The sequence below is a fragment of the Delftia sp. K82 genome (genome assembly GCF_002193035.1).
GTDB lineage: Bacteria > Pseudomonadota > Gammaproteobacteria > Burkholderiales > Burkholderiaceae_C > Comamonas > Comamonas acidovorans.
The window spans coordinates 297,751-320,543 of the sequence record NZ_MYFL01000003.1; the positions used below are offsets into that span (position 1 = coordinate 297,751).

The following is a 22,793-nucleotide window of genomic DNA, read 5'->3' on the forward strand; positions in this document are numbered from 1 at the left end:
AGGTTGGCTGAGCATGCGAAACCAAGGGGCACCGGATGTTCTGGCTGCTGCCTGCGAACCCGGGGGGCCGCAGATATGAACAGGCGATGCTAGGGAGGGGCCGCCTGCCGGGTCAATGCGGCCCCGTCTGATTCTGCAGAGCGATGCAGGAGGACTCAGCGCAGCTGCCTGCGCAGGATCTTTCCGGTCACGGTCTTGGGCAGTTCCTCGCGCAGCTCGACGATGCGCGGCACCTTGTAGGCGGCCATGTGCGCCTTGCAATGGGCGATGAGTTCCTCGGGCGCGGCCTGCCGGCCCGCTTTCAGCGAGACCACGGCCTTGACGGTCTCGCCCCGGTAGTCGTCTGGCACGCCGATGACGGCGGCCTCGCGCACGGCGGGGTGGGTGTAGAGCACGTCCTCGACCTCGCGCGGCCAGACCTTGTAGCCGGCGGCGTTGATCATGTCCTTCTTGCGGTCCACCAGGTAGAACCAGCCGCGCTCGTCCATGAAGCCCACGTCGCCCGTGCGCAGCCCGCCCTCGAACATGGCGTCGGCCGTGGCTTCGGGCAGGTTCCAGTAGCCGGACATGATCTGCGGGCCGGCCGAGACGATCTCGCCGATCTCGCCCGGCGCGGCCTCGCGGTGCTGGTCGTCGATGATGCGCACCACCGTGCCATAGACCGGCACGCCGATGGACAGCGCACCCGATGCCGGGTCCACCGGCGCCCGCGCGCCCAGCGGCACGAAGTGCGTGGGCGAGCAGGTCTCGGTCATGCCGAAGGCGTTGTGGATGACCAGGCCCGACAGCTGCTCGAAGGCCTGGATCACGGCCGGCGCAATGGGCGCGCCGCCCGAGTACACGGCCTTGAAGCTGCGGAAATCCTCGCGCGAGACGCCCGGGTGGTTCATCAGCGCCACGAAGGCGGTGATGGCGCCGATGGTGAAGCTGGGCCGGTGCTCGCGCATGGATTCGAGCATGGTCTCGGGATGGAAGCGGTGGCTGAGCACCAGCGGGCAGGGCACCAGCAGGGCGAGGGCCACATGGCCGACCAGGCCGGTGATGTGAAACAGCGGCGCCAGGCCCAGCACGCTGTCGTCGGCCGTGATGCCTATCCAGTCGCGGTAGGTCTGGGCGTTGAAGGCCAGGTTGCCATGCGTGTTCATGGCGCCCTTGGGCTGGCCCGTGGTGCCCGATGTGTAGGTGATCACGGCCGTATCGCCCGCCGTGGGCCGGTGCGCCAGCGGCGCGGGCTGGCCGCCGGCCTGCACCAGCGCAAGCAGGTCCAGCGTGCCATCGGCCAAGGGCAGGCGCGGACCGTCGCCGAGCACGCGCGCATCGCCGCGCGTCTGCCAGTCCAGCACCGATGTGGTGACCACGGTGGCCAGCGGCAGGCCGCCGGCCGCATGCACTTCGCGGGCCACGTCCAGGAACAACTGGTCCAGGCACAGCAGGGCCTGGGCGCCCGCGTTCTGCAGGATGTAGTGCAGCTCGCGCTGCCGGTTCATGGGATTGACCGGCACGGCGATACCGCCCAGCTTCCAGGCCGCCACCAGGCCGATGACGAAGGCCGGATTGTTCTGCGTATAGAGGGCCAGCCGGTCGCCGGCCACAAAGCCCCGCGCCTGCAGCGCATGGGCCAGCGCGCTGGCGGCCTGGTCGAGTTCGCGCAGGTTCAGCCCGCCGTCGAAGTAGCGCACGATGGCGCAGCCGGGTGCCGCAGCCAGCGAGGCTTCGAACAGGTCGAGCATGCTGCTGAACTGGGGCCGCATCTCGGCCGGCTGGCCCGGCGCGTAAAGGCCCAGCCAGGGCCTGTCGTGCGATGGGGCTGCGCTCATTTGATCACCACGGGATTGACGGGCGAGCCCGTGGCGCGGTGGATCTTCAGCGGCGCGGCCACGTACAGAAAGGTGTAGCGGCCGTCGCGCGCGCAGCTGTCGGCCAGGGCCTCCAGGTCGCAGATCTCGGTCAGCGTCACGCCCAGGTTGCGCATCAGCGCGCAGTGCAGCGGCAGGGCCACGCCGTGCACGGGGTCCATGGTGACTTCGTTGGCGATGGTGTCGGTGACCAGGTTGGGGATCTCCATCGCATGGAACCAGTCCACGAGTTCGGGCGAGTAGGTCAGGCCGGGCTCGCAGAAGTCGTTGTAGAAGCTTGCCTGGTCTTCGTAGAAGCCCGACAGGAAATTGGTGCGCACGATCAGGATGTCGTGCTTTTCTATGGTGTGTCCCTGGGCCTTGGCGCAGGCCATCAGGTCTTCGTGCGTAAAGGTCTCGGCACGCTCCAGCGCCACTTTGCCGCGGTGGCGCGCCATGTCCAGCAGCACGCCGCGCCCCACGATGCCGCGCGCGCCCAGCGCCTCCACGCTGGCTTTGTCCAGCCCGCCGATGGTGGTGCGTGCGTCATAGCCATTCCAGATGCGCCCGCCGTACCAGACATGGCCTAGCGCGTCGTACTGGGTCGATCCCTGCAGGAAGGCGTCCAGCTTGTCATCGGCATAGTGCAGGCCGCCGGGGAACCGGGGCGCATCGGGGCCGTCCCAGCTGGACTCGTCAAACACCATGGTGCGCTCGGCCGGCGTGCGGCCGGGCCAGACCGGATCGCCGCGCGGGTCGCCGATCAGGCGCTGCAGCGTGAAGGTCTCGCCCGAGCGGATGTGGGACACGCCGCGCAGCACCTCGGCGGGCGTGAGGAAGTTCAGCGCCCCGACCTCGTCGTCGGGTCCCCAGCGGCCCCAGTTGCTGGGGGCGTTCCTGAGCAGATCCTCCATCAGCGGGGCGTCGTCGTGCGTGTGTCCATGGTCGTGAGCATGTCCCATGTCTGTCTCCTGTCGTTGGTTTGTCGAACAAGGCGCGCAGGGCATTCAAACGCCAGGAGGGGCGCGAGGCTGTCGCGGGTTCGACACGCGGGCGGCAGGCATTGCGAACGTCCCGGGCAAAACTGCTTTCACAGGCGGCAGGCATGGCGGCGTGCCTGCGCCGGCGATGCTGCGCTGCAGCATCAAAACCCATAGCGGCAAAGGCCAGGCGCCACGGTGCTTTGCGATGCGCTGCGTGCCGCGCCTGCGCGATCTGCGGGGTGCCTGGGGCCTGGCTTTCAGCCCCTGGCCACATGCCGGAATGTTGCCTTCATGTAACCGCATTCGTGTGAGAATTGAAACCCGATTACAAACCCTGAGCGAGAGACATTCCATGCAAGTCCGCCGTGCCACCAAGATCGTCGCCACCCTGGGCCCCGCTTCCAGCGACCCGCAACTGCTGGAACAGATGGTGCGTGAAGGCGTCAACGTGGTGCGCCTGAATTTCAGCCACGGCAAGGCGCAGGACCACATCGACCGTGCCACCATGGTGCGCGAGGCGGCCCAGCGCGCAGGCCGCGAGGTGGCCATCATGGCCGACCTGCAGGGCCCCAAGATCCGCGTCGGCAAGTTCGCCGAAGGCAAGGTCATGCTGGAGCCCGGCGCGCGCTTCGTGCTCGACGCATCGCGCACAGCGCCCGGCGACCTGGGCGGCGTGGGCCTTGACTACAAGGAGCTGCCGCGCGACGTGAAGCCCGGCGATGTGCTGCTGCTCAACGACGGCCTGATCGTGCTCACCGTGGACCATGTGCGCGGCGACGAGGTGCACACCACCGTCAAGCTGGGCGGCGAGCTGTCCAACAACAAGGGCATCAACAAGCAGGGCGGCGGCCTGACGGCCCCGGCGCTGACGGCCAAGGACATGGAGGACATCAAGACCGCCATGAGCTTCCAGGCCGACTACGTGGCCGTGAGCTTTCCCAAGAACGCCACCGACATGGAGATGGCGCGCCAGCTGTGCAACGTGGCTGCGGCCCAGTACGGCCACAAGCCCGGCCTGATCGCCAAGATCGAGCGCGCCGAGGCCATTCCGCGCCTGGAAGAGATCCTGCATGTCTCCGACGGCATCATGGTCGCCCGTGGCGACCTGGCCGTGGAAGTGGGCAACGCGGCCGTGCCCGCGCTGCAAAAGAAGATGATCCGCATGGCGCGCGACATGGACAAGTTCGTGATCACCGCCACGCAGATGATGGAGAGCATGATCACCAACCCCGTGCCCACGCGCGCCGAGGTCAGCGACGTGGCCAACGCCGTGCTGGACGGCACGGACGCCGTCATGCTCAGCGCCGAGACCGCCGCCGGCAAGTACCCGCTGGAGACCGTGCAGGAAATGGCCAAGATCTGCGCCGCCGCAGAAGCCGCCGAAGACCCGGACAGCGATGCCGAGTTCACCGGCCGCCAGTTCTCGCGCATCGACCAGTCGATCGCCATCGGCGCGCTGTTCACGGCCCACCACCTGGGCGCCAAGGCCATCGTCGCCATGACGGACAGCGGCTCCACCGCGCTGTGGATGAGCCGCCACCGCATCCACATCCCCATCTACGCGCTCACGCCCAAGATCTCCACGCAGCGCAAGATGGCCATGTACCGCAACGTGCGCCCCCTGCTCATGGACACGAGCGCCGACCGCGACACCGCGCTGGACCAGGCCGAAGGCCATCTGCGCGCGCGCAACATCGTGCAAAGCGGCGATGTCTATGCCATCACCTGCGGCGAGCCCATGGGCCAGCCCGGTGGCACCAACATGCTCAAGATATGTCGTGTGAACTGAGGCACACGCATCCGCTGCGCGTCAGTGATTGAACCCACCCGGGACAGGCCCACAGGCCTTCCCGGGTTTTTTGTTTCAGAGCGTGCCTGAGCCCAGGCGTGCCAGCAGCGGCCCGCCTGCACGGCGGCGCCACAGCGCGGCATGCCAGACCAGGGTGGCGCTGCAGATGCCCACGATGGCACCGCCGACCACATCGGACGGGAAGTGCACGCCCAGGTGCACGCGGCTCCAGGCCATGCCCAGGGCCAGCGACCAGGCTGACACCATGACCCAGCGGCGGTGGCGCGTGCAGCCCAGGGTCAGCGCCTGGGCCAGGGCAAAGGCGCCCGTGGCGTGCATGCTCGGAAAGCTGGACCGCAGCGCGTGTTCCACCCATTGCACGCCCATGCCCAGCTGGGCAGGACGCGGCGCCGGGAAGCCCCAGCGGATCAGCCGCGCCACGGCCCAGGCGGCCAGCATGGACAGCAGGGCCAGCACCAGGGTGCGGCGCAGGGCGGGCGAGCCGCGCAGCAGCCCGGCCATCACGGGAAGGGCGCACAGCGAGGGAAGCCAGGACGAGATGGCGCGCGCCGCCTCGATCGAGATGGCGGGCGTTTGCGCGTTGGCGTTCAGTAGCGTGAACAGGGCGGGGTCCAGGGGCAGCATGGCAACGCTCGATCAGGGAGTGGAAGGCGGAAGGCTGGCGGCGGGCCACAGGGAGTCAGGCGCGCTGTCCCGGGTGCGCAGCGCACGCGTGACCGCCAGGTCGAAGAGCCAGCCAGCCGTCCAGCACAGCCAGCCGGTCCACAGCGTGTGGCTCATGAAATGGGCGCCGCGCATCTGCTGGGCCAGGCCCATCGACAGGCCTGCGGCCAGCGAGACGGCCAGCCAGATCCAGGCTGCGCGCGGTGCATGGCGGCGCAGCGCGAAATACCCGGCCAGAAAGGCGAAGCCCGCCGAGGCATGGCCGGCGGGAAAGCAGCGGCCCGGCCCCCCATCGGCCAGGCCCAGCGACCAGTGCGAGACGTGGCGCGCCACGCCGCCGAACTCGGCCAGGTCCCAGGGGCAGCTGGTCACGCTGGTGTACTTGAGCAGCGAGATCAGGGCCAGCGACAGCAAGATGCCCGCCACCAGCTGCACGCGCCGCCCATGGGGCAGCAGGCGCAGCGGGCCCACGGGCCGCCAGACGCACAGCGTCAGGCCCAGCACCACCAGCCAGGCCAGGCGGCGTACGCCTTCGTGGGCGATGTTCACGAAGAACCAGTCCGAACGCAGCGCAAAGCCATCGGCGTCGCCAAACCAGCGGGCCATGGCCAGGTCCAGGGCGCTGGCATCCCAGGCCAGGACCACGGCCAGGGCCGCCAGGGTCCACAGCAGGGTGCGTTTGAAGGAGGGGCCCTGCGCGGGGGCTGCGGAGAAATCTCGGGGTTCAGGTGTCGGCATGGCCGGCAGCATGAGAAGCGCGGCTTAAACCCGTCTTAACGCATGCCCCGGCGTGCGGCCATCGTCTGGCGCCGCAGCCGGCAGCGGGCATTGCACAATGCGCGCATGCGAATACTGGTCGTCGAAGACAACGCGGGCATTGCCGCAGGCCTGCAGGCCAATCTGCAACAGCGCCGCTATGCGGTCGATGTCTGCACCACCGTGGCCGAGGCCTGGCATGCGCTGGAGATGGAGCGCTTCGACGCCGTGCTGCTGGACCTGGGCCTGCCCGATGGCGACGGCAGCGAAATCCTGCGCCGCCTGCGGGGCCCGCGCCGCCCGGGTGGCGACAGCCAGGCCCTGCCGGACCCCAACACGCCCGTGCTCATCCTGACCGCGCGCGACCAGGTGCGCGAGCGCATCGCCGGGCTGGACCTGGGTGCCGATGACTACCTGGTCAAGCCCTTCGACATCGACGAGCTGGAGGCGCGGCTGCGCGCCATGCTGCGCCGCGCAGGAGGCCAGGCGGCACCCGTGATCCGTCATGGCGAGCTGGAGGTCGACCCGGCCGCGCGCACCGTGCGCCGCGACGGAAAGCTGGTGGAGATGTCGCCGCGCGAGTTCTCCGTGCTCTGGGTGCTGCTGCAGGCGCGCGGGCGCGTGCTCTCGCGCCAGCAGATCGAAGAGCACCTCTACAGCTGGGGCACGGCCGTGGAAAGCAATGCCGTCGAAGTCCACATCCACCACCTGCGCAAGAAGCTGGGCAATGCCAGCATCGTCACCATGCGTGGCGTGGGCTACTTCCTGCCCGTGGAGAACACATGAGCACCGCGCCGGACCGCCGCCCCTCGCTGATCTGGCATCTGATGGCCTGGATGCTGGGCGCGCTGGTCGTGGTCTGGGCCAGCTTCGTGGCGCTGGGCTACCAGACCGGCGTGCACGAGGCCGACGAGCTCACCGACGGCCACCTGGCCGGCGTGGCTGCGCTGGTGCTCAACCTGGAAGTCGCAGGCGCCGTAGGCCAGGGAGCAGCCACGCCCGTGCATGAGCCCCCCGGCCTCATGGCCCACGACTACCAGCAGTCGCTGAGCGTGGCCCTGTGGGATGGCTCGGGCCGGCTCATCTCGCGCACGGGCGATGCCCCCGAACCCGCCTTCGACACCGAGCAGGGCTTTGCCACCCTGCGCCTGGGTCCCGAGCATCGGGCCTGGCGCAGCTTCACCCAATGGAGCCGCGACCACGCACGCAAGGTCAGCGTGATGATCGAGCTGCAGGAGCGCGACGAACTGGCCGACGACATTGCGGGCCAGATGGTCGAGCCCGGCCTGTGGCTGCTGCCCGTGGTGGCGCTGGCGCTGGGGCTGGCGATTCGCCGGGGCATGCGGCCGCTCAACGAACTCTCGCGCGAGGTGGAGCGCCTGGACCTGGCCCAGGCCGAGCGCGTCTCGCACCGCCACGCGCTGCGGGAATTCATGCCTGTGGTGAACTCCATCAACACCTTGCTGGACCGCCAGCAGGAGGCGCTGGAGCGCGAGCGCAGCCTGGCCAACGAAGTGGCCCATGAACTGCGCACTCCGCTGGCCTCCATCGCCTTGCAGGCGCGGGCCCTGGGCGATGCGCCGGCCGGTGCCATGGACGCACCGGCCCAGCGCCAGGCGCTGGCGCAGATAGGCCAGGACGCGCTGCATGCCGGCCATGTGCTCAGCCAGCTGCTGGCACTGGCGCGCGCAGGCCGCGCCATGCTGGCCGAGCCGCCCGTGCCCGTGGACCTGGCCGCGCTGGCCCGGCAGGTGGGGGCCGCCCATGCGCAGGCGGCCTGGCAGCGCGACTGCAGCCTGTCCGTACAGGCGCCTGAGGCACTGGGCGTGATGGGCAATGCCGTGCTGCTGGAGCTGGCGCTGCGCAACCTGGTGGAAAACGCCCTCAAGCACACGCCGCACGGCACGCAGATCGAAGTCCAGGCCGGGCAGGGGCCGGATGGCGAGGTCTGGCTGCAGGTCTGCGACGACGGCCGCCGCGATGGCGCAGAGCGCGCGGCAGCGCCCGTGGACAGCCTGCACCTGGGCCACGAGATCGTGGCGCGCGTGCTGCGCGCCCACCAGGGAAGCTTTGGCGAGGCCGCGCCGCCCGAAGGCTTCACGACCTGCTACCGCATGGGAATGCCCGGGACAGGGTTGGCGGCAGCTGGTTAAAATCGCCAGTTACCAAGCGGTTACTGCCGCGATCCCCCGGCCGTGGCCCCGCAGCGCACCCATGACGCAGCGGCGGCTGCCATGCGGCAGGGGCATCCCCCTCTCAACAACTTGATACGGACCCTACACATGCCTCTCGTTTCGATGCGCGAACTGCTGGACCACGCTGCCGAAAACGGCTACGGTCTTCCCGCCTTCAACGTCAACAACCTGGAGCAGGTGCAAGCCGTGATGTCGGCCGCTGACGAAGTGGGCGCGCCCGTCATCCTGCAGGCCAGCGCAGGCGCCCGCAAGTACGCCGGCGAGCCCTTCATCAAGCACCTGATCCAGGCCGCCGCCGAGCAGTATCCCCACATCCCCCTGGTCATGCACCAGGACCACGGCACCTCGCCCGCCATCTGCCAGGGCGCGCTGAACCTGGGCTTCGGCTCGGTGATGATGGACGGCTCGCTGATGGAAGACGGCAAGACGCCTTCCTCCTTCGAATACAACGTGGACGTGACCCGCAAGGTCGTGGAAATGGCCCACAGGCTGGGCGCCACCGTCGAAGGTGAGCTCGGCTGCCTGGGCTCGCTGGAAACCGGCATGGCCGGCGAGGAAGACGGCGTGGGCGCCGAAGGCGTGCTCGACCACTCGGCCCTGCTGACCGACCCCGAGGAAGCGGCCCAGTTCGTCAAGGCCACGCAGCTGGACGCGCTGGCCATTGCCATCGGCACCAGCCACGGCGCCTACAAGTTCACACGCAAGCCCACGGGCGACATCCTGTCCATCCAGCGTGTCAAGGAAATCCACGCCCGCCTGCCCAACACCCACCTGGTCATGCACGGCTCCTCCTCCGTGCCCCAGGAACTGCTGGAAATCATCCGCCAGTACGGCGGCGCCATGAAGGAAACCTACGGCGTGCCCGTCGAGGAAATCCAGGAAGCCATCAAGCACGGCGTGCGCAAGATCAACATCGACACCGACATCCGCCTGGCGATGACCGGCGCCGTTCGCAAGTTCCTGGCCGAGAACCCCGAGAAGTTCGACGCCCGCGAATGGCTCAAGCCTGCCCGCGAAGCCGCCAAGCAGATCTGCAAGGCCCGCTACATCGAGTTCGGCTGCGAAGGCCAGGGCGCCAAGATCAAGGGCTACACGCTGGAGCAGATGGCCGCCAAGTACGCTGCCGGTTCGCTGCAGCAGGTCGTGAACTGATCGGTTCCTTCCCCTTCAAAAAAAGCCCGCCGGTCCGCCCGGCGGGCTTTTTTGTTGTCAGCGCGGCGCGGGGGCCGCAGCCTGGGACCGCTGGGGTACGGCCATGGCCATCTCGTCATCGGGCACCACGGGCTGGGGGTGGCTGGCGTTCCAGCCCGACACCAGCAGGCTGGTGCCCGACAGCACCAGCAGCAGGCAGACCATCCATTCGACCAGCCGCTTGGGCAGGGCGGGCGGATGGCGCATGTGCAGCCAGGTCACCACCGTCACCACGGGAAAGGCCAGGGCCGCCGCCAGCAGCACGCTGGCGGTGATCTCGCCCTCCCAGGCCACCATCACCAGGCGCAGCAGCGCGCAGGTAAGGAACATGGCAAACAGGCACTGGCGCACCACCAGGCGGTCCAGCGGCTGGCGGTACAGGTGGTAGACCATGGGCGGGCCCGGCGTGGCAAACAGACCGCCCAGCACCCCCGATGCCACACCGGCCACCCACAGCGACACCGGCCCCGACACCTGCGCGTTGACCTGCTTTTGCAGCAACAGCAACAGCGCGCAGGCCACGATGGCCAGGCCCAGCAGCATGCGCAGCCCGCTCAGCGCATTGCCGCTGAGCCACTGCAGCAGCAGCACGCCGCCGATCACGCCGATGACGCTGCTGATCAGCATGGGCTTGAGCAGGGACCACTGCGGCACCTGGCGGTGGGCGCGCAGGTAGGCCACGCCGTTGACCACGGACAGCAGGCAGGCCACATTGGCCGCATCGCCAATGCCCATCAGGTGCGTGGCACCGGCCACGCCCACGAAGATCAGCCCGAAGGCAAAGCCCGTCAGGTTCTGGCAAAACGTCGCCAGGCCCACCAGGGCCAGGAACATCACATACTGGATCACGCTCATCGAAAGGCTTTCTGGCGCGCCGCTGCGCCGAACCGGCGACGCTATCACGAAGCGCGCGCCGCTGCCTGCAGGTGCAGGGGGCAGGGCGCCAAGCCGCCGATCGCCAGGCCGCACTCACCGACGCGCGGTGTATCAGCCCGGCGCGTTGAGGCGTTCCAGCCGCTCGGGCGTGCCCACGTCGGTCCAGCGGCCCGTGTACAGGCTGGCCCCCACCTGGCCGGCCGCCATGGCGCGGCGCAGCAGCAATACCAGCGGCACGCGCCATCCCTCGGGGTTGCCGGGCGGGATGTCGCACCAGGGCGCGGCAAACAGCTCGGCGCGCAGCAGCGCAATGGTGCCGTAGGTCTGGCGCGGGCGGGCGTCGCCCTCGGGCCAGTCGCAGGCCAGGCCCAGTTCGTCCACGCCGAAGTCGCCACGCCGATGGTGCTCGGGGTTGGGCACCAGCCACAGATGGGCCAGGCGGCCGCTGGCCGCGAATTCCCGGGCGGCCTCGAACGGAAAATCGAAGTCGGGCGCGTAGACATCGCCGGCCGCCAGCCAGAACACCTCGCCCAGCAGCGGCAGCGCGCGCGCAATGCCGCCGGCGGTCTCCAGCGCCTGCTCGGGCTCGGGGGAATAGGCCAGTTGCAGCGGCTCGCCCCCGTTGTCAGGCACGAATTGGGGGCCGAATCGCGCCGGAATCTGCGCGCCCAGCCAGCCCGTGTTGACCACGGCGCGGCGCACGCCGGCCTGCGCAAGGGCCTGCAGGTGGTGCTGCAGCAGCGGCCGGCCCTGCACCTGCAGCAGCGGCTTGGGGCAGGTGTCGGTCAGCGGCCGCATGCGCTCGCCACGGCCTGCGGCCAGCAGCATGGCAGGCGGCTGTTCGGTGAGGGAAAGCGCCTTGGCGGCGGGGAACGGCGGGATGGGCTGGGCGGTCATGGAGGGCAACTGTAGACCATTGCCAGCGGCCATTGCCCCGCGCGCGGGAGCCGAAAACCCCAGTCCTTTAAAATGGCCGGCTTATTCTGATTACCCCCTCCTTCACGGAGCGCCCTGATGGCCAACACTCAACAAATGGCGAATGCGATCCGCGCACTCGCAATGGATGCCGTTCAACAAGCCAACTCCGGCCACCCCGGCGCCCCCATGGGCATGGCCGACATGGCCGTGGCACTGTGGAGCCGTCACCTCAAGCACAACCCCGTCAACCCGCAATGGGCTGACCGTGACCGCTTCATCCTGTCCAACGGCCACGGCTCCATGCTGATCTACGCGCTGCTGCACCTCACGGGCTACGCGCTGCCGATCGACGAGCTCAAGAACTTCCGCCAGCTGCACAGCAAGACGGCAGGCCACCCCGAAGTGGGCATCACCCCCGGCGTGGAAACCACCACCGGCCCGCTGGGCCAGGGCATCACCAATGCCGTGGGCTTCGCGCTGGCCGAAAAGCTGCTGGCTGCCGAATTCAACCGTCCCGGCCACGCCATCGTCGACCACCACACCTACGTGTTCCTGGGTGACGGCTGCCTGATGGAAGGCATTAGCCACGAGGCCGCGGCCCTGGCCGGCGCCTGGAAGCTGGGCAAGCTGGTGGCGCTGTACGACGACAACGGCATCTCCATCGACGGCAAGGTCGCTCCCTGGTTCATCGACAACACGCCCGCCCGCTTCGAAGCCTATGGCTGGAACGTGATCCGCGACGTGGACGGCCACAACGTCCAGGCCCTCGATGCCGCCATCGCCGCTGCCAAGAAGAACAGCTCCAAGCCCACGCTGATCTGCTGCAAGACCAGCATCGGCAAGGGCTCGCCCAACCGCCAGGACACGGCCAAGGCCCACGGCGAGCCCCTGGGCGCCGAGGAAATCGCGCTGACCCGCGCGGCACTGGGCTGGGAGCACGGCCCCTTCGACATCCCCGCCAGCGTCTACGGCGACTGGGATGCCAAGGCCGCCGGCGCCAAGGCCGAAGCGGCCTGGAACAAGAAGTTCGCCGCCTACGCCAAGGCCTTCCCCGAACTGGCTGCCGACTTCACGCGCCGCATGGCCGGCGACCTGCCTGCCAACTTCGGCGAGATCGCCGCGCAGATCGCCTCCGACGCGCATGACGCAGGCGCCACCGTGGCCAGCCGCAAGGCCAGCCAGCTGGCCCTGGAAGGCCTGACCGCAGCCCTGCCCGAACTGCTGGGCGGCTCGGCCGACCTGACCGGCTCCAACCTGACCAACACCAAGAGCACGCCTTCGCTGCGCGTGGACGACAAGGGTGCCGTGGTCCTGACCGAAGACGGCAAGATCGGCCGCCACATCAACTACGGTGTGCGCGAGTTCGGCATGGCCGCCATCATGAACGGCATCGCCCTGCATGGCGGCTACATCCCCTACGCAGGCACCTTCCTGACCTTCAGCGACTACAGCCGCAACGCCATCCGCATGGCCGCTCTGATGAAGCAGCGCGTGGTCCACGTCTTCACGCACGACTCCATCGGCCTGGGCGAAGACGGCCCCACCCACCAGTCCATCGAGCACGCCGCCTCGCTGCGCCTGATCCCGGGCCTGGATGTCTGGCGCCCTGCCGACACCACGGAAACCGCCGTCGCCTGGACCGTGGCCCTGAGCCAGAAGAACAAGCCCACGGCCCTGCTGCTGTCGCGCCAGAACCTGGCCTACGCAGCCAAGACCGAAGACGCGCTGGACGACATCGCCTGCGGCGCCTACGTGCTGTCCGAGCCCAAGGCCGTCGGCCTGAACAAGAAGGCCCAGGCCGTCATCATCGCCACCGGCTCCGAAGTGCAGCTGGCCCTGGCAGCCCAGAAGCTGCTGGCCGAGCGCAAGGTCGCCGTGCGCGTGGTCTCCATGCCCAGCACCACCACCTTCGACAAGCAGGACGCCAAGTACAAGAGCCAGGTGCTGCCGGCCAACCTGCCGCGCATCGCCGTGGAAATGGGCGTGACCGACTTCTGGTGGAAGTACGGCTGCGCCGCCGTCGTCGGCATCGACACCTACGGCGAATCGGCCCCCGCGCCCGTGCTGTTCAAGCATTTCGGCTTCACGGCCGAGAACGTGGCCGACACCGTGCAGGCTGCGCTGCAGCGCGCCGGCAAGTAAAGCTGCGAGAAGGGGCCTGTGGCCCCTTTTTGCCGCCCGCCAGGCCCGGCCTGGCCCTCACCGTTTCAGTTTTTCCGTTTTTCGCAATCCGTCAATCCAAGAGGCAAATATGACGATCAAGATCGGTATCAACGGCTTCGGCCGCATCGGCCGCATGGTGTTCCGCGCTGCCGTGCAGAACTTCAGCGACATCGAAGTCGTGGGCATCAACGACCTGCTCGAGCCCGACTACCTGGCCTACATGCTCAAGTACGACAGCGTGCACGGCCGTTTCAAGGGCGAGGTCTCGGTGGAGGGCTCCAACCTGATCGTCAACGGCAAGACCATCCGCCTGACGCAGGAGCGCGACCCCGCCAACCTGAAGTGGAACGAAGTCGGCGCCGACATCGTGATCGAGGCCACCGGCCTGTTCCTGACCGACGAGACCGCACGCAAGCACCTGGCTGCCGGCGCCAAGAAGGTCATCATGTCCGCGCCTTCCAAGGACAGCACCCCGATGTTCGTCTTCGGCGTGAACTGCAAGACCTACGCCGGCCAGGACGTGATCTCCAACGCCTCCTGCACCACCAACTGCCTGGCTCCCGTGGCCAAGGTGCTCAACGACAAGTGGGGCATCAAGCGCGGCCTGATGACCACCGTGCACGCTGCCACCGCCACGCAAAAGACCGTGGACGGCCCCAGCAACAAGGACTGGCGCGGCGGCCGCGGCATCCTGGAAAACATCATTCCCTCCAGCACGGGCGCAGCCAAGGCCGTGGGCGTGGTGATTCCCGAGCTCAACAAGAAGTTGACCGGCATGTCCTTCCGCGTGCCCACCTCCGACGTGTCGGTGGTGGACCTGACGGTGGAGCTGAACAGCGAAGCCAGCTACGAAGAGATCTGCGCCGAAATGAAGGCCCAGTCGCAAGGCGCGCTCAAGGGCGTGCTGGGCTACACCGAAGACAAGGTCGTGGCCACGGACTTCCGCGGCGAGTCCTGCACCTCGGTGTTCGATGCCGAAGCCGGCATCGCCCTGGACAAGACCTTCGTGAAGGTCGTGTCCTGGTACGACAACGAGTGGGGCTACTCGAACAAGTGCCTGGAAATGGTGCGCGTGGTCGCCGCCAAGTAATCCTGGCGCGAACCGCTGCGGGGCCTGTCGAGGGCCCCGCACCAGGCCGGCATCGGACGCGATGCCGGCCTTTTTCATGCGGACAGTGTGCCCTGGCACTGCAAGCGTTGCTCGACAAAGCGGGCACCGGCGGCGCGGCATCATGGCCGCATGACTACTTCATCCGCATTGCACGAGACCATTGGCTTTGACGACTTTCTCAAGGTGGAGTTGCGCGTGGGCCGCATCGTGGACGCCCAGGTGTTCAAGGAGGCGCGCCGCCCCGCCTATGTGCTGCAGGTCGATTTCGGCCCCGAACTGGGCCTGCGCAAGTCCAGCGCCCAGATCACGGCGCTGTACCAGCCCGAGCAACTGATAGGCCGCCAGGTGGTGGCCGTGCTGAACTTTCCCAGCAAGCAGATCGGTCCCATGCGCTCGGAATGCCTGGTCACGGGATTCCACAACGAGAACGGCGAGGTCGCGCTGTGCGTGCCCGACCGCGAGGTGCCGCTGGGCACCAAGCTGCTGTGACGGCCTGGGTGACTATTGGCCTGGGTGACTATTCGATGCGCACGTCGGCCGCCTTGACGATGCGCCCGGACGCTTCCCAGTCGTCCTTGAGCAGGCGCTGGAATTCGGCGGCCGGCAGGGTGGCGGCTTCCACGCCCACGCGGGCCAGGCGCTCCTGCACCGCGGGCTCGGCCAGCACCTTGCGCACGGCGGTGTTGATGCGCTCCACTTCGGCGGGTGGCGTGCCGGCCGGTGCCAGCAGGCCCAGCCAGGAGTCGAAGGCATAGCCGGGCACGCCGGACTCGGCCACCGTGGGCAGATCGGGCAGGAAGCGCGACCGTTGCTGGCCCGAGTAGGCCAGCAGTTTGACGCGCGTGTCCTTCTGGAAGGCCAGCATGCCGATGGTGGCGCCCGTGACCAGCTGCACGCGGCCGGCCAGCAGCTCGGTCGTGGCATCGCCCGTGGATTTCATGGGAATGTGCTGCAGCTTGATGCCCGCCTGCGCGGCCAGCGAGGCCGAGGCCAGGTGCGAGGCGCTGCCATTGCCGGCCGACGCATAGTTGAGCTGGCCGGGCTGGGCCCTGGCGCGCTGCAGCAGCTCGCCCAGGGTCTGCACGCCCGAGGCGGCAGGCACGCCCACCACATAGCCCGTGCGGCCCAGGAAGGACACGCCCACGAAGTCCTTGAGCGGGTCATAGGGCAGCTTCGCGTACAGATGGCCGGCCAGGTTGTGGCTGGCCGCAGCCAGCACCAGGGTGTTGCCGTCCGGCGCGGACTTGGCCACCTGGGCCGTGCCCACGCTGCCACCCGCGCCCGCCCGGTTTTCCACCACCACGGTGGCGCCCAGGGCCTGGCCCAGTTCATTGCTGAAGGTGCGTGCCACCGTGTCCTGCGTGGCGCCTGCGCCGAAGGGCACGACGATGCGGATCACGCGTTCGGCATGCACGGCCGGTGCCAGTCCCAAGGCCAGGGCTGCTGCCAGCAGAACGCGGCGGGTGACAGGAGAAGGATGAGAGGTTTTCATGGGGAAGTGTCCTGGGTGACGGCAAGCCACCGCTCCACCAGCCGCACGAAGTAGCTGGCGCCGATGGCAAGGATGTCGTCGTTGAAGTCGTAGGAGCGGTTGTGGATCAGGCAGGGGCCGTCGCCATGGCCGGGCAGTCGGTGATCGCCCTGGCCGTTGCCGATGAAGGCGTAGCAGCCGGGCCGCGCCTGCAGCATGTGGGCGAAGTCCTCGGCCGCCAGCACGCCGGGGAACTGCGTGTCCACGGCGTCGTCGCCCGCGATCTCGCGCATCACGGCGGCGGCGAAGGCGGCCTCGGCCGCGTGGTTGACCAGGGGCGGCGAGGCGCGCCGGAAATGGATCTCGGCCCTGCAGCCGTGGGCCAGGGCCGTGTGCTCGGCCTGGCGGCGCAGGGCGGCTTCGAGGATGTCCAGCGCCGCCACGGAGAAGGTGCGCACCGTGCCGCCCACCCAGGCGCTGTCGGGAATCACGTTGGGCGCGTCCGAGCCCTGGATCTGCGTGACCGCCAGCAGCGCGCGTTCGCGCGAATCCACATGGCGCGCGACCAGGGTCTGCAGCTGCTGGGCCAGGTCAATGGTGGCGGCCACCGGGTCGATGCCCGTGTGCGGCAGCGAGGCATGCGTGCCCTGCCCAAGCAGCACGATGCGGAAGGTGTTGCTGGAGGCCATGAGCGCGCCCGGGTTGAGCGCGAAGCTGCCCACGCGGTCCAGCGCGAAGTTGTGCAGGGCGAAGACCGCATCGCACGGGAAGCGCTCGAACAGGCCTTCGTCGATCATCCTGCGTGCCCCGGCCTTGCCCATCTCTTCGGCCGGCTGAAAGATCAGGTGCACCGTGCCCGCGAAGTCGCGCGTGCGCGCCAGATGCCAGGCCGCGGCCAGCAGCATGGTGGTGTGGCCGTCATGGCCGCAGGCATGCATGCGGCCTGCGTGCTGCGAGCGGTGGGCGAACCGGTTCTCTTCCTGCAGCGGCAGCGCATCCAGGTCGGCGCGCAGGCCGATGGTGCGCGTGCCGTGGCGTGCGTCCGTATGCCTGCCGTGCAACACGCCCACCACGCCCGTGCCGGCCAGGCCGGTGTGCACCTCCACGCCCCAGGCGGCCAGGCGTTCGGCCACGATGGCCGAGGTGCGGTGTTCCTCAAAGCCCAGCTCGGGGTGGGCATGCAGGTCGCGCCGCAGGGCCACGAAGTGCGCCATGTCGGCAAAGCTTTCGATCAGGTGGGGCAAGACGGTCTTCTCCGTCCCCGGCCGGCGGCGTGTGTGTCCGGCTTCGGGGATGAGCCGGCCATTCTGGGCAGCGGCCTGCTTTGCGGCAACGAAGCAAAGCGCATAAGCATGCGCCACGGATGCGCAAGCGCACGTGCTAGCCCTGTAGCGCGGTAGCGCCTGCCCGCGCGCGGTGTCAGCCCGCCGCCATGCGCTGCGCGAGAAAGTCCAGGAAGGCCGTGATGCGCGCGGCCAGCGCCGTGTTGCGGTAGTAGACGGCGTGGATGGGCTGGCGCTGCTGCACGGTCTCGCGCGCCAGCACCTGCACCAGCTCGCCCTGGGCGCGATCGCGCACGGTCATGAAGTCGGCCAGGCAGACCACGCCCTGGCCTGCCAGGGCCAGCTGGCGCATGGTCTCGCCGCTGGAGGCCGTGAGCTGGGGCGCGGCATCCCAGCGGTCGCCGCCCTCGGGCGTGCGCAGCGGCCAGTGGTTCAGGCCGGGCACCTGGCTGTTGCCAATGCGCTGGTGGCGCGCCAGCGCGGCCACGCTCGCCACGGGGCCATGGGCCTGCAGGTAGGCGGGGCTGGCCAGCACGCGCAGCACGCTGTGGCACAGCAGCCGCGCATGCAGCGTGGAGTCGCGCAGCTCGCCGATGCGGATGGCGATGTCGGTGCGCTGGGCCAGCAGGTCGATGTGCAGGTCATCGGTGTTCAGCTCCAGCGTGATCAGCGGATAGAGCGCGCGGAACTCGCCGACCAGGGGCACGATGGCATGCAGCATGAAGGGCGAGGCCGCGTTGACGCGCAGCAGCCCGGCCGGCGCCTGGCGCCGCGCGGCCAGCTCCTCCTCGGCCGCGTCCAGGGCCTGCAGCACTTCGCGCGCGCGGGCCAGGAAGCGCTCGCCTTCCTCGGTCAGTTCCAGGCTGCGCGTGGTGCGCCGCACCAGGGTGGTGGCCAGCTTTTTCTCCAGGCGCGACAGGCTGCGGCTGATGCCCGAGGTGGTCTGTCCCAACTGCTCGGCCGCCGCCGTGATGCTGCCGCAGTCGATCACGGCGCGAAAGGCCAGCAACTCGTCCAGGGTGGTTTTCATGGGGCGCCAGCTTGGCGCAATTGTTGCTGCAGCGTCAAATATTTTCTGCTGATACCAGGCTTTATCTGCAAGCGTTAACCCGCCAGACTGCAGTCTTCGGGGCGTGGTTCCGCGCCTTGTTTGCTTTTTTGAAAGACCTGCATGACATCGACTGCCTCTCTCGCTTCCGTGGTGCCCGCGTTCGGCCTGGGCACCTTCCGCCTCAAGGATGAGGTGGTGCGCCACTCCGTGGACCAGGCCCTGGAGGTGGGCTACCGCGCCATCGACACCGCCCAGATCTACGGCAACGAGGCCGATGTGGGTGCCGCCATCGCCGCCAGCGCCGTGCTGCGCGATCAGTTGTTCCTCACCACCAAGATCTGGACCGAGAACCTGTCCGCCGACGCGCTGATCCCCAGCCTGGAGCGCAGCCTTGAAGCCCTGCGCACCGACCATGTGGAGCTGACGCTGATCCACTGGCCCTCGCGCAGCGTGCCGCTGGAGGACAGCCTGGGCGCGCTCATGCGCGCCAGGGAGCAGGGGCTGACGCGCCACATCGGCGTGTCCAACTTCAACATCGCGCTGCTGCAGCAATCCATCGTCGCCGTGGGCGCCGCGAACATCGCCACCAACCAGATCGAACTGAGCCCCTATCTGCAAAACCGTACCGTCACCGACTTCGCACGCCAGCAGGGCATTCACACCACCTCGTACATGACGCTGGGCTACGGCAAGCTGCTGGCCGATCCCGTGCTGGCCGACATCGCCGCCGCCCACGGCGCCACGCCCGCCCAGGTGGCGCTGGCCTGGGCCATGGCCATGGGCTATGCCGTCATTCCCTCGTCCACCCAGCGCGCCCACCTGCAGGCCAACCTGGACAGCTGCCAGCTGGTGCTGGGCGCCGAAGACATGCAGCGCATCGCCGCGCTGGAACGCGGCGACCGCCAGGTCAGCCCTGACGGCCTGGCTCCCGCCTGGGATTGAGCGGGGCTGGGATCGGGGGCCTGCGCGGCCCGGCGGGCTTTGACCTGGAGCAACGCAATGGTGACCCTAGGGGTAATACTAGGGTTATCACAGTATCGAACGACCGTGCTTTTTATGAGAATGCACGATTAGTCGAGACAACCAGGAGACAAGCAGCATGAGTGACCGCCCATGGCTGGGTGCCTATCCGGCAGGTGTGCCCGCCGACATCGATCCCTCCCAATACCCCTCGCTGGTGGCCCTGATGGAGGAGGCCTTCAGCCGCTACGCGGACCGTGTGGCCTATTCCTTCATGGGCAAGGAGCTGACCTACTCCCAGGTCGATGCGCAAAGCCGCGCCTTCGCTGCCTATCTGCAAAGCCTGGGCCTGGCGCGCGGCGACCGCGTGGCGCTGATGATGCCCAACGTGCCCCAGTACCCCGTGGCCGTGGCCGCCGTGCTGCGCGCCGGTTTCGTGGTGGTCAACGTCAACCCGCTGTACACGGCGCGCGAGCTGGAGCACCAGCTCAAGGACTCGGGCGCCAAGGCCATCGTCATCATCGAGAACTTCGCCCATACGCTGCAGGCCTGCAAGGCTGCCACGCCCGTGCAGCACATGGTGCTGTGCACCATGGGCGACCAGCTGGGCATGCTCAAGGGCGCCATCGTCAACTACGTGGTGCGCAAGGTCAAGAAGCTGGTGCCGCCGTTCTCGCTGCCGGGGGCCGTGCGCTTCAACGACGCGCTGTCCAAGGGCATGCGCTCGCCCTTCCAGGCGCCGCAGCTGCAGGCCTCCGACATGGCCCTGCTGCAGTACACGGGCGGCACCACGGGCGTGAGCAAGGGCGCGGTCCTGCTGCACAGCAACATCATCGCCAACGTGCTGCAGTCCGAGGCCTGGAACCAGCCCGCCATGGGCAAGGTGCCGGCCGGCGAGCAGCCCACCAGCATCTGCGCGCTGCCGCTGTACCACATCTTCGCCTTCACGGTGAACATGATGCTGTCCATGCGCACGGGCGGCAAAACCATCCTGATTCCCAATCCGCGCGACCTCAAGGCCACGCTCAAGGAACTGTCCACGCAGCGCTTTCACAGCTTCCCGGCCGTGAGCACGCTGTTCAACGGCCTGGCCAACCACCCGGACTTCAACACCGTGGACTGGTCGCACCTGAAGGTATCGGTCGGCGGCGGCATGGCCGTGCAAAGCGCCGTGGCCCAGCTGTGGCTGCAAAAGACCGGCTGCCCCATCTGCGAGGGCTATGGCCTGTCGGAGACCAGTCCCTCGGTCAGCTGCAACCCCGTCAACTCCACCGAGTTCTCGGGCACCATCGGCGTGCCCCTGCCCAGCACCTGGATGAAGCTCGTCGATGACGAAGGAAACGACGTGACCACCATCGGCGAGCGCGGCGAGGTCGCCATCAAGGGCCCGCAGGTCATGGCCGCCTACTGGCAGCGCCCCGACGAAACCGCCAAGGTCTTCACTGCCGACGGCTACTTTCGCACCGGCGACATTGGCACCATGGACGAGCGCGGCTACTTCAAGATCGTGGACCGCAAGAAGGACATGGTCCTGGTCAGCGGCTTCAACGTCTATCCCAACGAAGTGGAGGACGTGGTCTCCAACTGCCCCGGCGTGCTCGAATGCGCCGTGGTCGGCGTGCCCGACGAGAAGACCGGCGAAGCCGTCAAGCTGGTCATCGTGCGCAAGGACGACAGCCTCACTGAACAGGCCGTGCGCGACTTCTGCCACGACAACCTCACGGGCTACAAGCGGCCGCGCGTGATCGAGTTCCGCACCGAACTGCCCAAGACCCCGGTCGGCAAGATCCTGCGCCGGGAGCTGCGCGACAGCAAGTAACGCAGGCGGCTTGCCGTGTTTGCAAAGAGGCGCTGCGGCGCCTCTTTTCATTGGGAGTTCTTACTCGCGTGACGCAGGCATGTTGAGCTTGTATTGCGTCAGCGAACGCTCGAAGGCGTTGCACGACTGCATCGCCGCGATGACCTGGTCCATGTCTTCATAGTCGAAGCTGCTGGTCCAGCTTTGGATGTGCGTCATGGCCTTCACGAACGGCACAGGGTCGGCCTCTCTGGTCAGGCGGCGCAGGCAGTCCAGATAGGTTTCCCGGTACAGCGTCGGGATGATGATCCGGCATTCATCGACCAGGGTCAGCGCAGCGTTCATGACCAGACGCGCCAGCCGGCCATTGCCGTCGTCGAAGGGGTGGACCTCGGCCACCAGGAACATGGAAAACAGCGCACGCGCCAAGCCTTCCGGAATGCTGGCAAGCAGCTTGCTGCCCTCGATCAGGGTCCCGCGCACGAGCCCGGGCAGCACAAAGGCAGAGTTGCCAGCCTGGTTTGCCTTGAGCTTGAAAGCGCCTGGGGCGACCTCGGGGCGGTACTTCATCTGCAAGGCATGGCGATCCTGCAATTGCTGTAGCACGGGCTCACCGGCCGGCAAGGTCAGGGTCGACCAGCTGGGGCTCAGGCATTGCTCGTAGACCCCGATGATGTCGTGAGAGTCTTTGGGCCGGTGTTCAATGGGCGCGCCCTGCAGCACGAAGCCGCGTGCTTCAGAGACTTCGAACTCGGTGCCTTCGATGAAGTTGGAGAAGTAGCTTTCCAGGAAGGCGAAATGGCGTTTTGCGGCATCGCTGCGTGCGACCGAAGGGATGCGGGGAAATTCCGTGCTGCGCAGATGCGCAGCCAGAGTCTCGAACAGGCCCATGCGGTCGCTGTCGTAAGGCGGGACTGCCCGGCGCGCCTTGGCCTTGTCCGTCAGAAGATGGGCGGGTGACCGTGTGCTCAAAATCGCTCCGATGAGGTTCTCCAGCGTTGCCATCTCTGCCTGGCGACCCAGCGCAGGCGCAATCGCGCGAGCTTGGTCTCGCAGCTGGTTCAGCGCTTTCTCGCCCCGCGCATCGCAGATTTCCAGAAGCTTCTCTTCCACTCCGGCCTTGCCCGCAGCTCTGGAACCCACATTGCGCCACAGGTTCTCCAGCAGCCCTCGTTCTTGCGAAGCGAAGTAGACAGGGCGGCCGCTCATGGGCACATCGCCGGGTTGGCAAGGCGCCCCTTGCCAGACCTGAAGGGTCAGGCCGGGCAGCCTCACCGTCTTGCGCGCTTCTCCCACCAGGTGGACTTCCCCACGGACCGTGCGGCCGCCAGTGAACCAAGTGTTGAAGCTGAGCACGCTTTGAGGTGCAAATGCCGCCACGATCCGCGTGAGGTTGCGGCCCAGCAGCGCAGGCCACTCCGACTCTTTGCCGATGGAGGTGGCCACGCCCGCGCGAATCCGGAATAGCTCGCCGTTTGCCACCCGGCGCTGCACCGTTCGCTGCTGCGCAGCCGTGAGCTCCGCGTTGAGCAAAAGCGTGTCATCGAGGATTGACGTTTTCTTCATGGTTTGGTGGACCAGCGGTTGGATGATTGACGGAAATTATTGCATTTACTTAAATAAATGTCGCAAAACTTCAATAATCCATGCATTGGCGAGGCACAAGGCTTGTCGGAAAACTGGAAGCTTGTGCAAATGAACAGACAGAATTGACGCAAATTCTCAAAAT

General features: G+C 67.8%; 19 protein-coding genes. 9 read left to right on the forward strand and 10 right to left on the reverse strand.

The window, feature by feature from the left end; genetic code table 11:
- Window positions 1-155: 155 nt before the first annotated feature.
- On the reverse strand, window positions 156-1,817 hold the full coding sequence (locus KDK82_RS18235; RefSeq protein WP_088165824.1) for an AMP-binding protein: 1,662 nt from the start codon (window positions 1,815-1,817) through the stop codon (window positions 156-158).
- Window positions 1,814-2,797 (reverse strand): cyclase family protein, encoded by a 984-nt coding sequence (locus KDK82_RS18240; RefSeq protein ID WP_051940496.1) that lies wholly within the window; start codon window positions 2,795-2,797, stop codon window positions 1,814-1,816. The genes KDK82_RS18235 and KDK82_RS18240 overlap by 4 nt, the downstream gene beginning before the upstream one ends.
- Window positions 2,798-3,170: 373 nt before the next feature.
- Between KDK82_RS18240 and pyk the strand changes: the two genes are divergently transcribed.
- A complete protein-coding gene (gene pyk, locus KDK82_RS18245; RefSeq protein ID WP_012202862.1) occupies window positions 3,171-4,607 on the forward strand; it encodes a pyruvate kinase in 1,437 nt (478 codons plus the stop codon).
- A gap of 75 nt (window positions 4,608-4,682) precedes the next feature.
- Here the strand turns inward: pyk and KDK82_RS18250 are convergent, their stop codons facing one another.
- Window positions 4,683-5,252, reverse strand: a complete 570-nt coding sequence (locus KDK82_RS18250) for a phosphatase PAP2 family protein (RefSeq protein WP_034389851.1) — start codon at window positions 5,250-5,252, stop codon at window positions 4,683-4,685.
- A gap of 12 nt (window positions 5,253-5,264) precedes the next feature.
- The gene (locus tag KDK82_RS18255) at window positions 5,265-6,041 is read right to left on the reverse strand and encodes a phosphatase PAP2 family protein (protein WP_088165825.1); all 777 of its coding nucleotides are present in this window, start codon (window positions 6,039-6,041) and stop codon (window positions 5,265-5,267) included.
- A gap of 93 nt (window positions 6,042-6,134) precedes the next feature.
- On the opposite strand from KDK82_RS18255, the gene KDK82_RS18260 reads away from it, so the two are divergent.
- The 3 genes from KDK82_RS18260 (at window position 6,135) to fba (ending at window position 9,394) form a co-directional block, all read left to right on the forward strand.
- Entirely contained in the window at window positions 6,135-6,833 is a 699-nt protein-coding gene (locus tag KDK82_RS18260) for a response regulator transcription factor (protein WP_013804530.1), read from the forward strand.
- Entirely contained in the window at window positions 6,830-8,200 is a 1,371-nt protein-coding gene (locus KDK82_RS18265) for a sensor histidine kinase (protein ID WP_088165827.1), read from the forward strand. Before KDK82_RS18260 ends, KDK82_RS18265 begins: the two co-directional genes overlap by 4 nt.
- Window positions 8,201-8,329: 129 nt before the next feature.
- Window positions 8,330-9,394 (forward strand): class II fructose-bisphosphate aldolase, encoded by a 1,065-nt coding sequence (gene fba, locus KDK82_RS18270; RefSeq protein WP_034389857.1) that lies wholly within the window; start codon window positions 8,330-8,332, stop codon window positions 9,392-9,394.
- Window positions 9,395-9,451: 57 nt separating this feature from the next.
- Here fba and KDK82_RS18275 read toward each other — a convergent pair whose 3' ends face one another.
- Both KDK82_RS18275 and KDK82_RS18280 read right to left on the reverse strand, forming a co-directional pair.
- A complete protein-coding gene (locus KDK82_RS18275) occupies window positions 9,452-10,288 on the reverse strand; it encodes a sulfite exporter TauE/SafE family protein (RefSeq protein ID WP_034389859.1) in 837 nt (278 codons plus the stop codon).
- Between the two features lie 132 nt (window positions 10,289-10,420).
- On the reverse strand, window positions 10,421-11,206 hold the full coding sequence (locus KDK82_RS18280) for a nucleotidyltransferase family protein (RefSeq protein WP_088165828.1): 786 nt from the start codon (window positions 11,204-11,206) through the stop codon (window positions 10,421-10,423).
- A 117-nt stretch (window positions 11,207-11,323) separates the two neighbouring features.
- On the opposite strand from KDK82_RS18280, the gene tkt reads away from it, so the two are divergent.
- The 3 genes from tkt to KDK82_RS18295 all read left to right on the forward strand — a co-directional run bounded on the left by tkt (window position 11,324) and on the right by KDK82_RS18295 (window position 14,990).
- Complete coding sequence (gene tkt, locus KDK82_RS18285; protein WP_012202870.1) at window positions 11,324-13,369, forward strand: transketolase; 2,046 nt, start codon at window positions 11,324-11,326, stop codon at window positions 13,367-13,369.
- 109 nt (window positions 13,370-13,478) lie between these two features.
- A complete protein-coding gene (gap, locus tag KDK82_RS18290; RefSeq protein ID WP_012202871.1) occupies window positions 13,479-14,480 on the forward strand; it encodes a type I glyceraldehyde-3-phosphate dehydrogenase in 1,002 nt (333 codons plus the stop codon).
- A 150-nt stretch (window positions 14,481-14,630) separates the two neighbouring features.
- Window positions 14,631-14,990 carry a tRNA-binding protein gene (locus KDK82_RS18295; RefSeq protein WP_088165829.1) on the forward strand — a complete coding sequence of 120 codons (360 nt, stop codon included), beginning with the start codon at window positions 14,631-14,633 and terminating at the stop codon, window positions 14,988-14,990.
- A gap of 28 nt (window positions 14,991-15,018) precedes the next feature.
- Here KDK82_RS18295 and KDK82_RS18300 read toward each other — a convergent pair whose 3' ends face one another.
- The 3 genes from KDK82_RS18300 to KDK82_RS18310 all read right to left on the reverse strand — a co-directional run bounded on the left by KDK82_RS18300 (window position 15,019) and on the right by KDK82_RS18310 (window position 18,285).
- Entirely contained in the window at window positions 15,019-15,993 is a 975-nt protein-coding gene (locus KDK82_RS18300; RefSeq protein WP_088165830.1) for a tripartite tricarboxylate transporter substrate binding protein, read from the reverse strand.
- The gene (locus KDK82_RS18305) at window positions 15,990-17,186 is read right to left on the reverse strand and encodes a M20 aminoacylase family protein (protein ID WP_088166330.1); all 1,197 of its coding nucleotides are present in this window, start codon (window positions 17,184-17,186) and stop codon (window positions 15,990-15,992) included. The genes KDK82_RS18300 and KDK82_RS18305 overlap by 4 nt, the downstream gene beginning before the upstream one ends.
- A 205-nt stretch (window positions 17,187-17,391) precedes the next feature.
- Window positions 17,392-18,285 carry a LysR family transcriptional regulator gene (locus tag KDK82_RS18310; protein ID WP_088165831.1) on the reverse strand — a complete coding sequence of 298 codons (894 nt, stop codon included), beginning with the start codon at window positions 18,283-18,285 and terminating at the stop codon, window positions 17,392-17,394.
- Window positions 18,286-18,426: 141 nt separating this feature from the next.
- Between KDK82_RS18310 and dkgB the strand changes: the two genes are divergently transcribed.
- Both dkgB and KDK82_RS18320 read left to right on the forward strand, forming a co-directional pair.
- Window positions 18,427-19,248 (forward strand): 2,5-didehydrogluconate reductase DkgB, encoded by an 822-nt coding sequence (dkgB, locus tag KDK82_RS18315; protein ID WP_088165832.1) that lies wholly within the window; start codon window positions 18,427-18,429, stop codon window positions 19,246-19,248.
- Window positions 19,249-19,405: 157 nt separating this feature from the next.
- Window positions 19,406-21,085: a long-chain-fatty-acid--CoA ligase gene (locus KDK82_RS18320; protein WP_088165833.1), complete on the forward strand. Its 1,680-nt coding sequence runs from the start codon at window positions 19,406-19,408 to the stop codon at window positions 21,083-21,085.
- A 60-nt stretch (window positions 21,086-21,145) separates the two neighbouring features.
- Here KDK82_RS18320 and KDK82_RS18325 read toward each other — a convergent pair whose 3' ends face one another.
- Window positions 21,146-22,630, reverse strand: a complete 1,485-nt coding sequence (locus KDK82_RS18325) for a Fic family protein (protein ID WP_088165834.1) — start codon at window positions 22,628-22,630, stop codon at window positions 21,146-21,148.
- Between the last annotated feature and the right edge of the window lie 163 nt (window positions 22,631-22,793).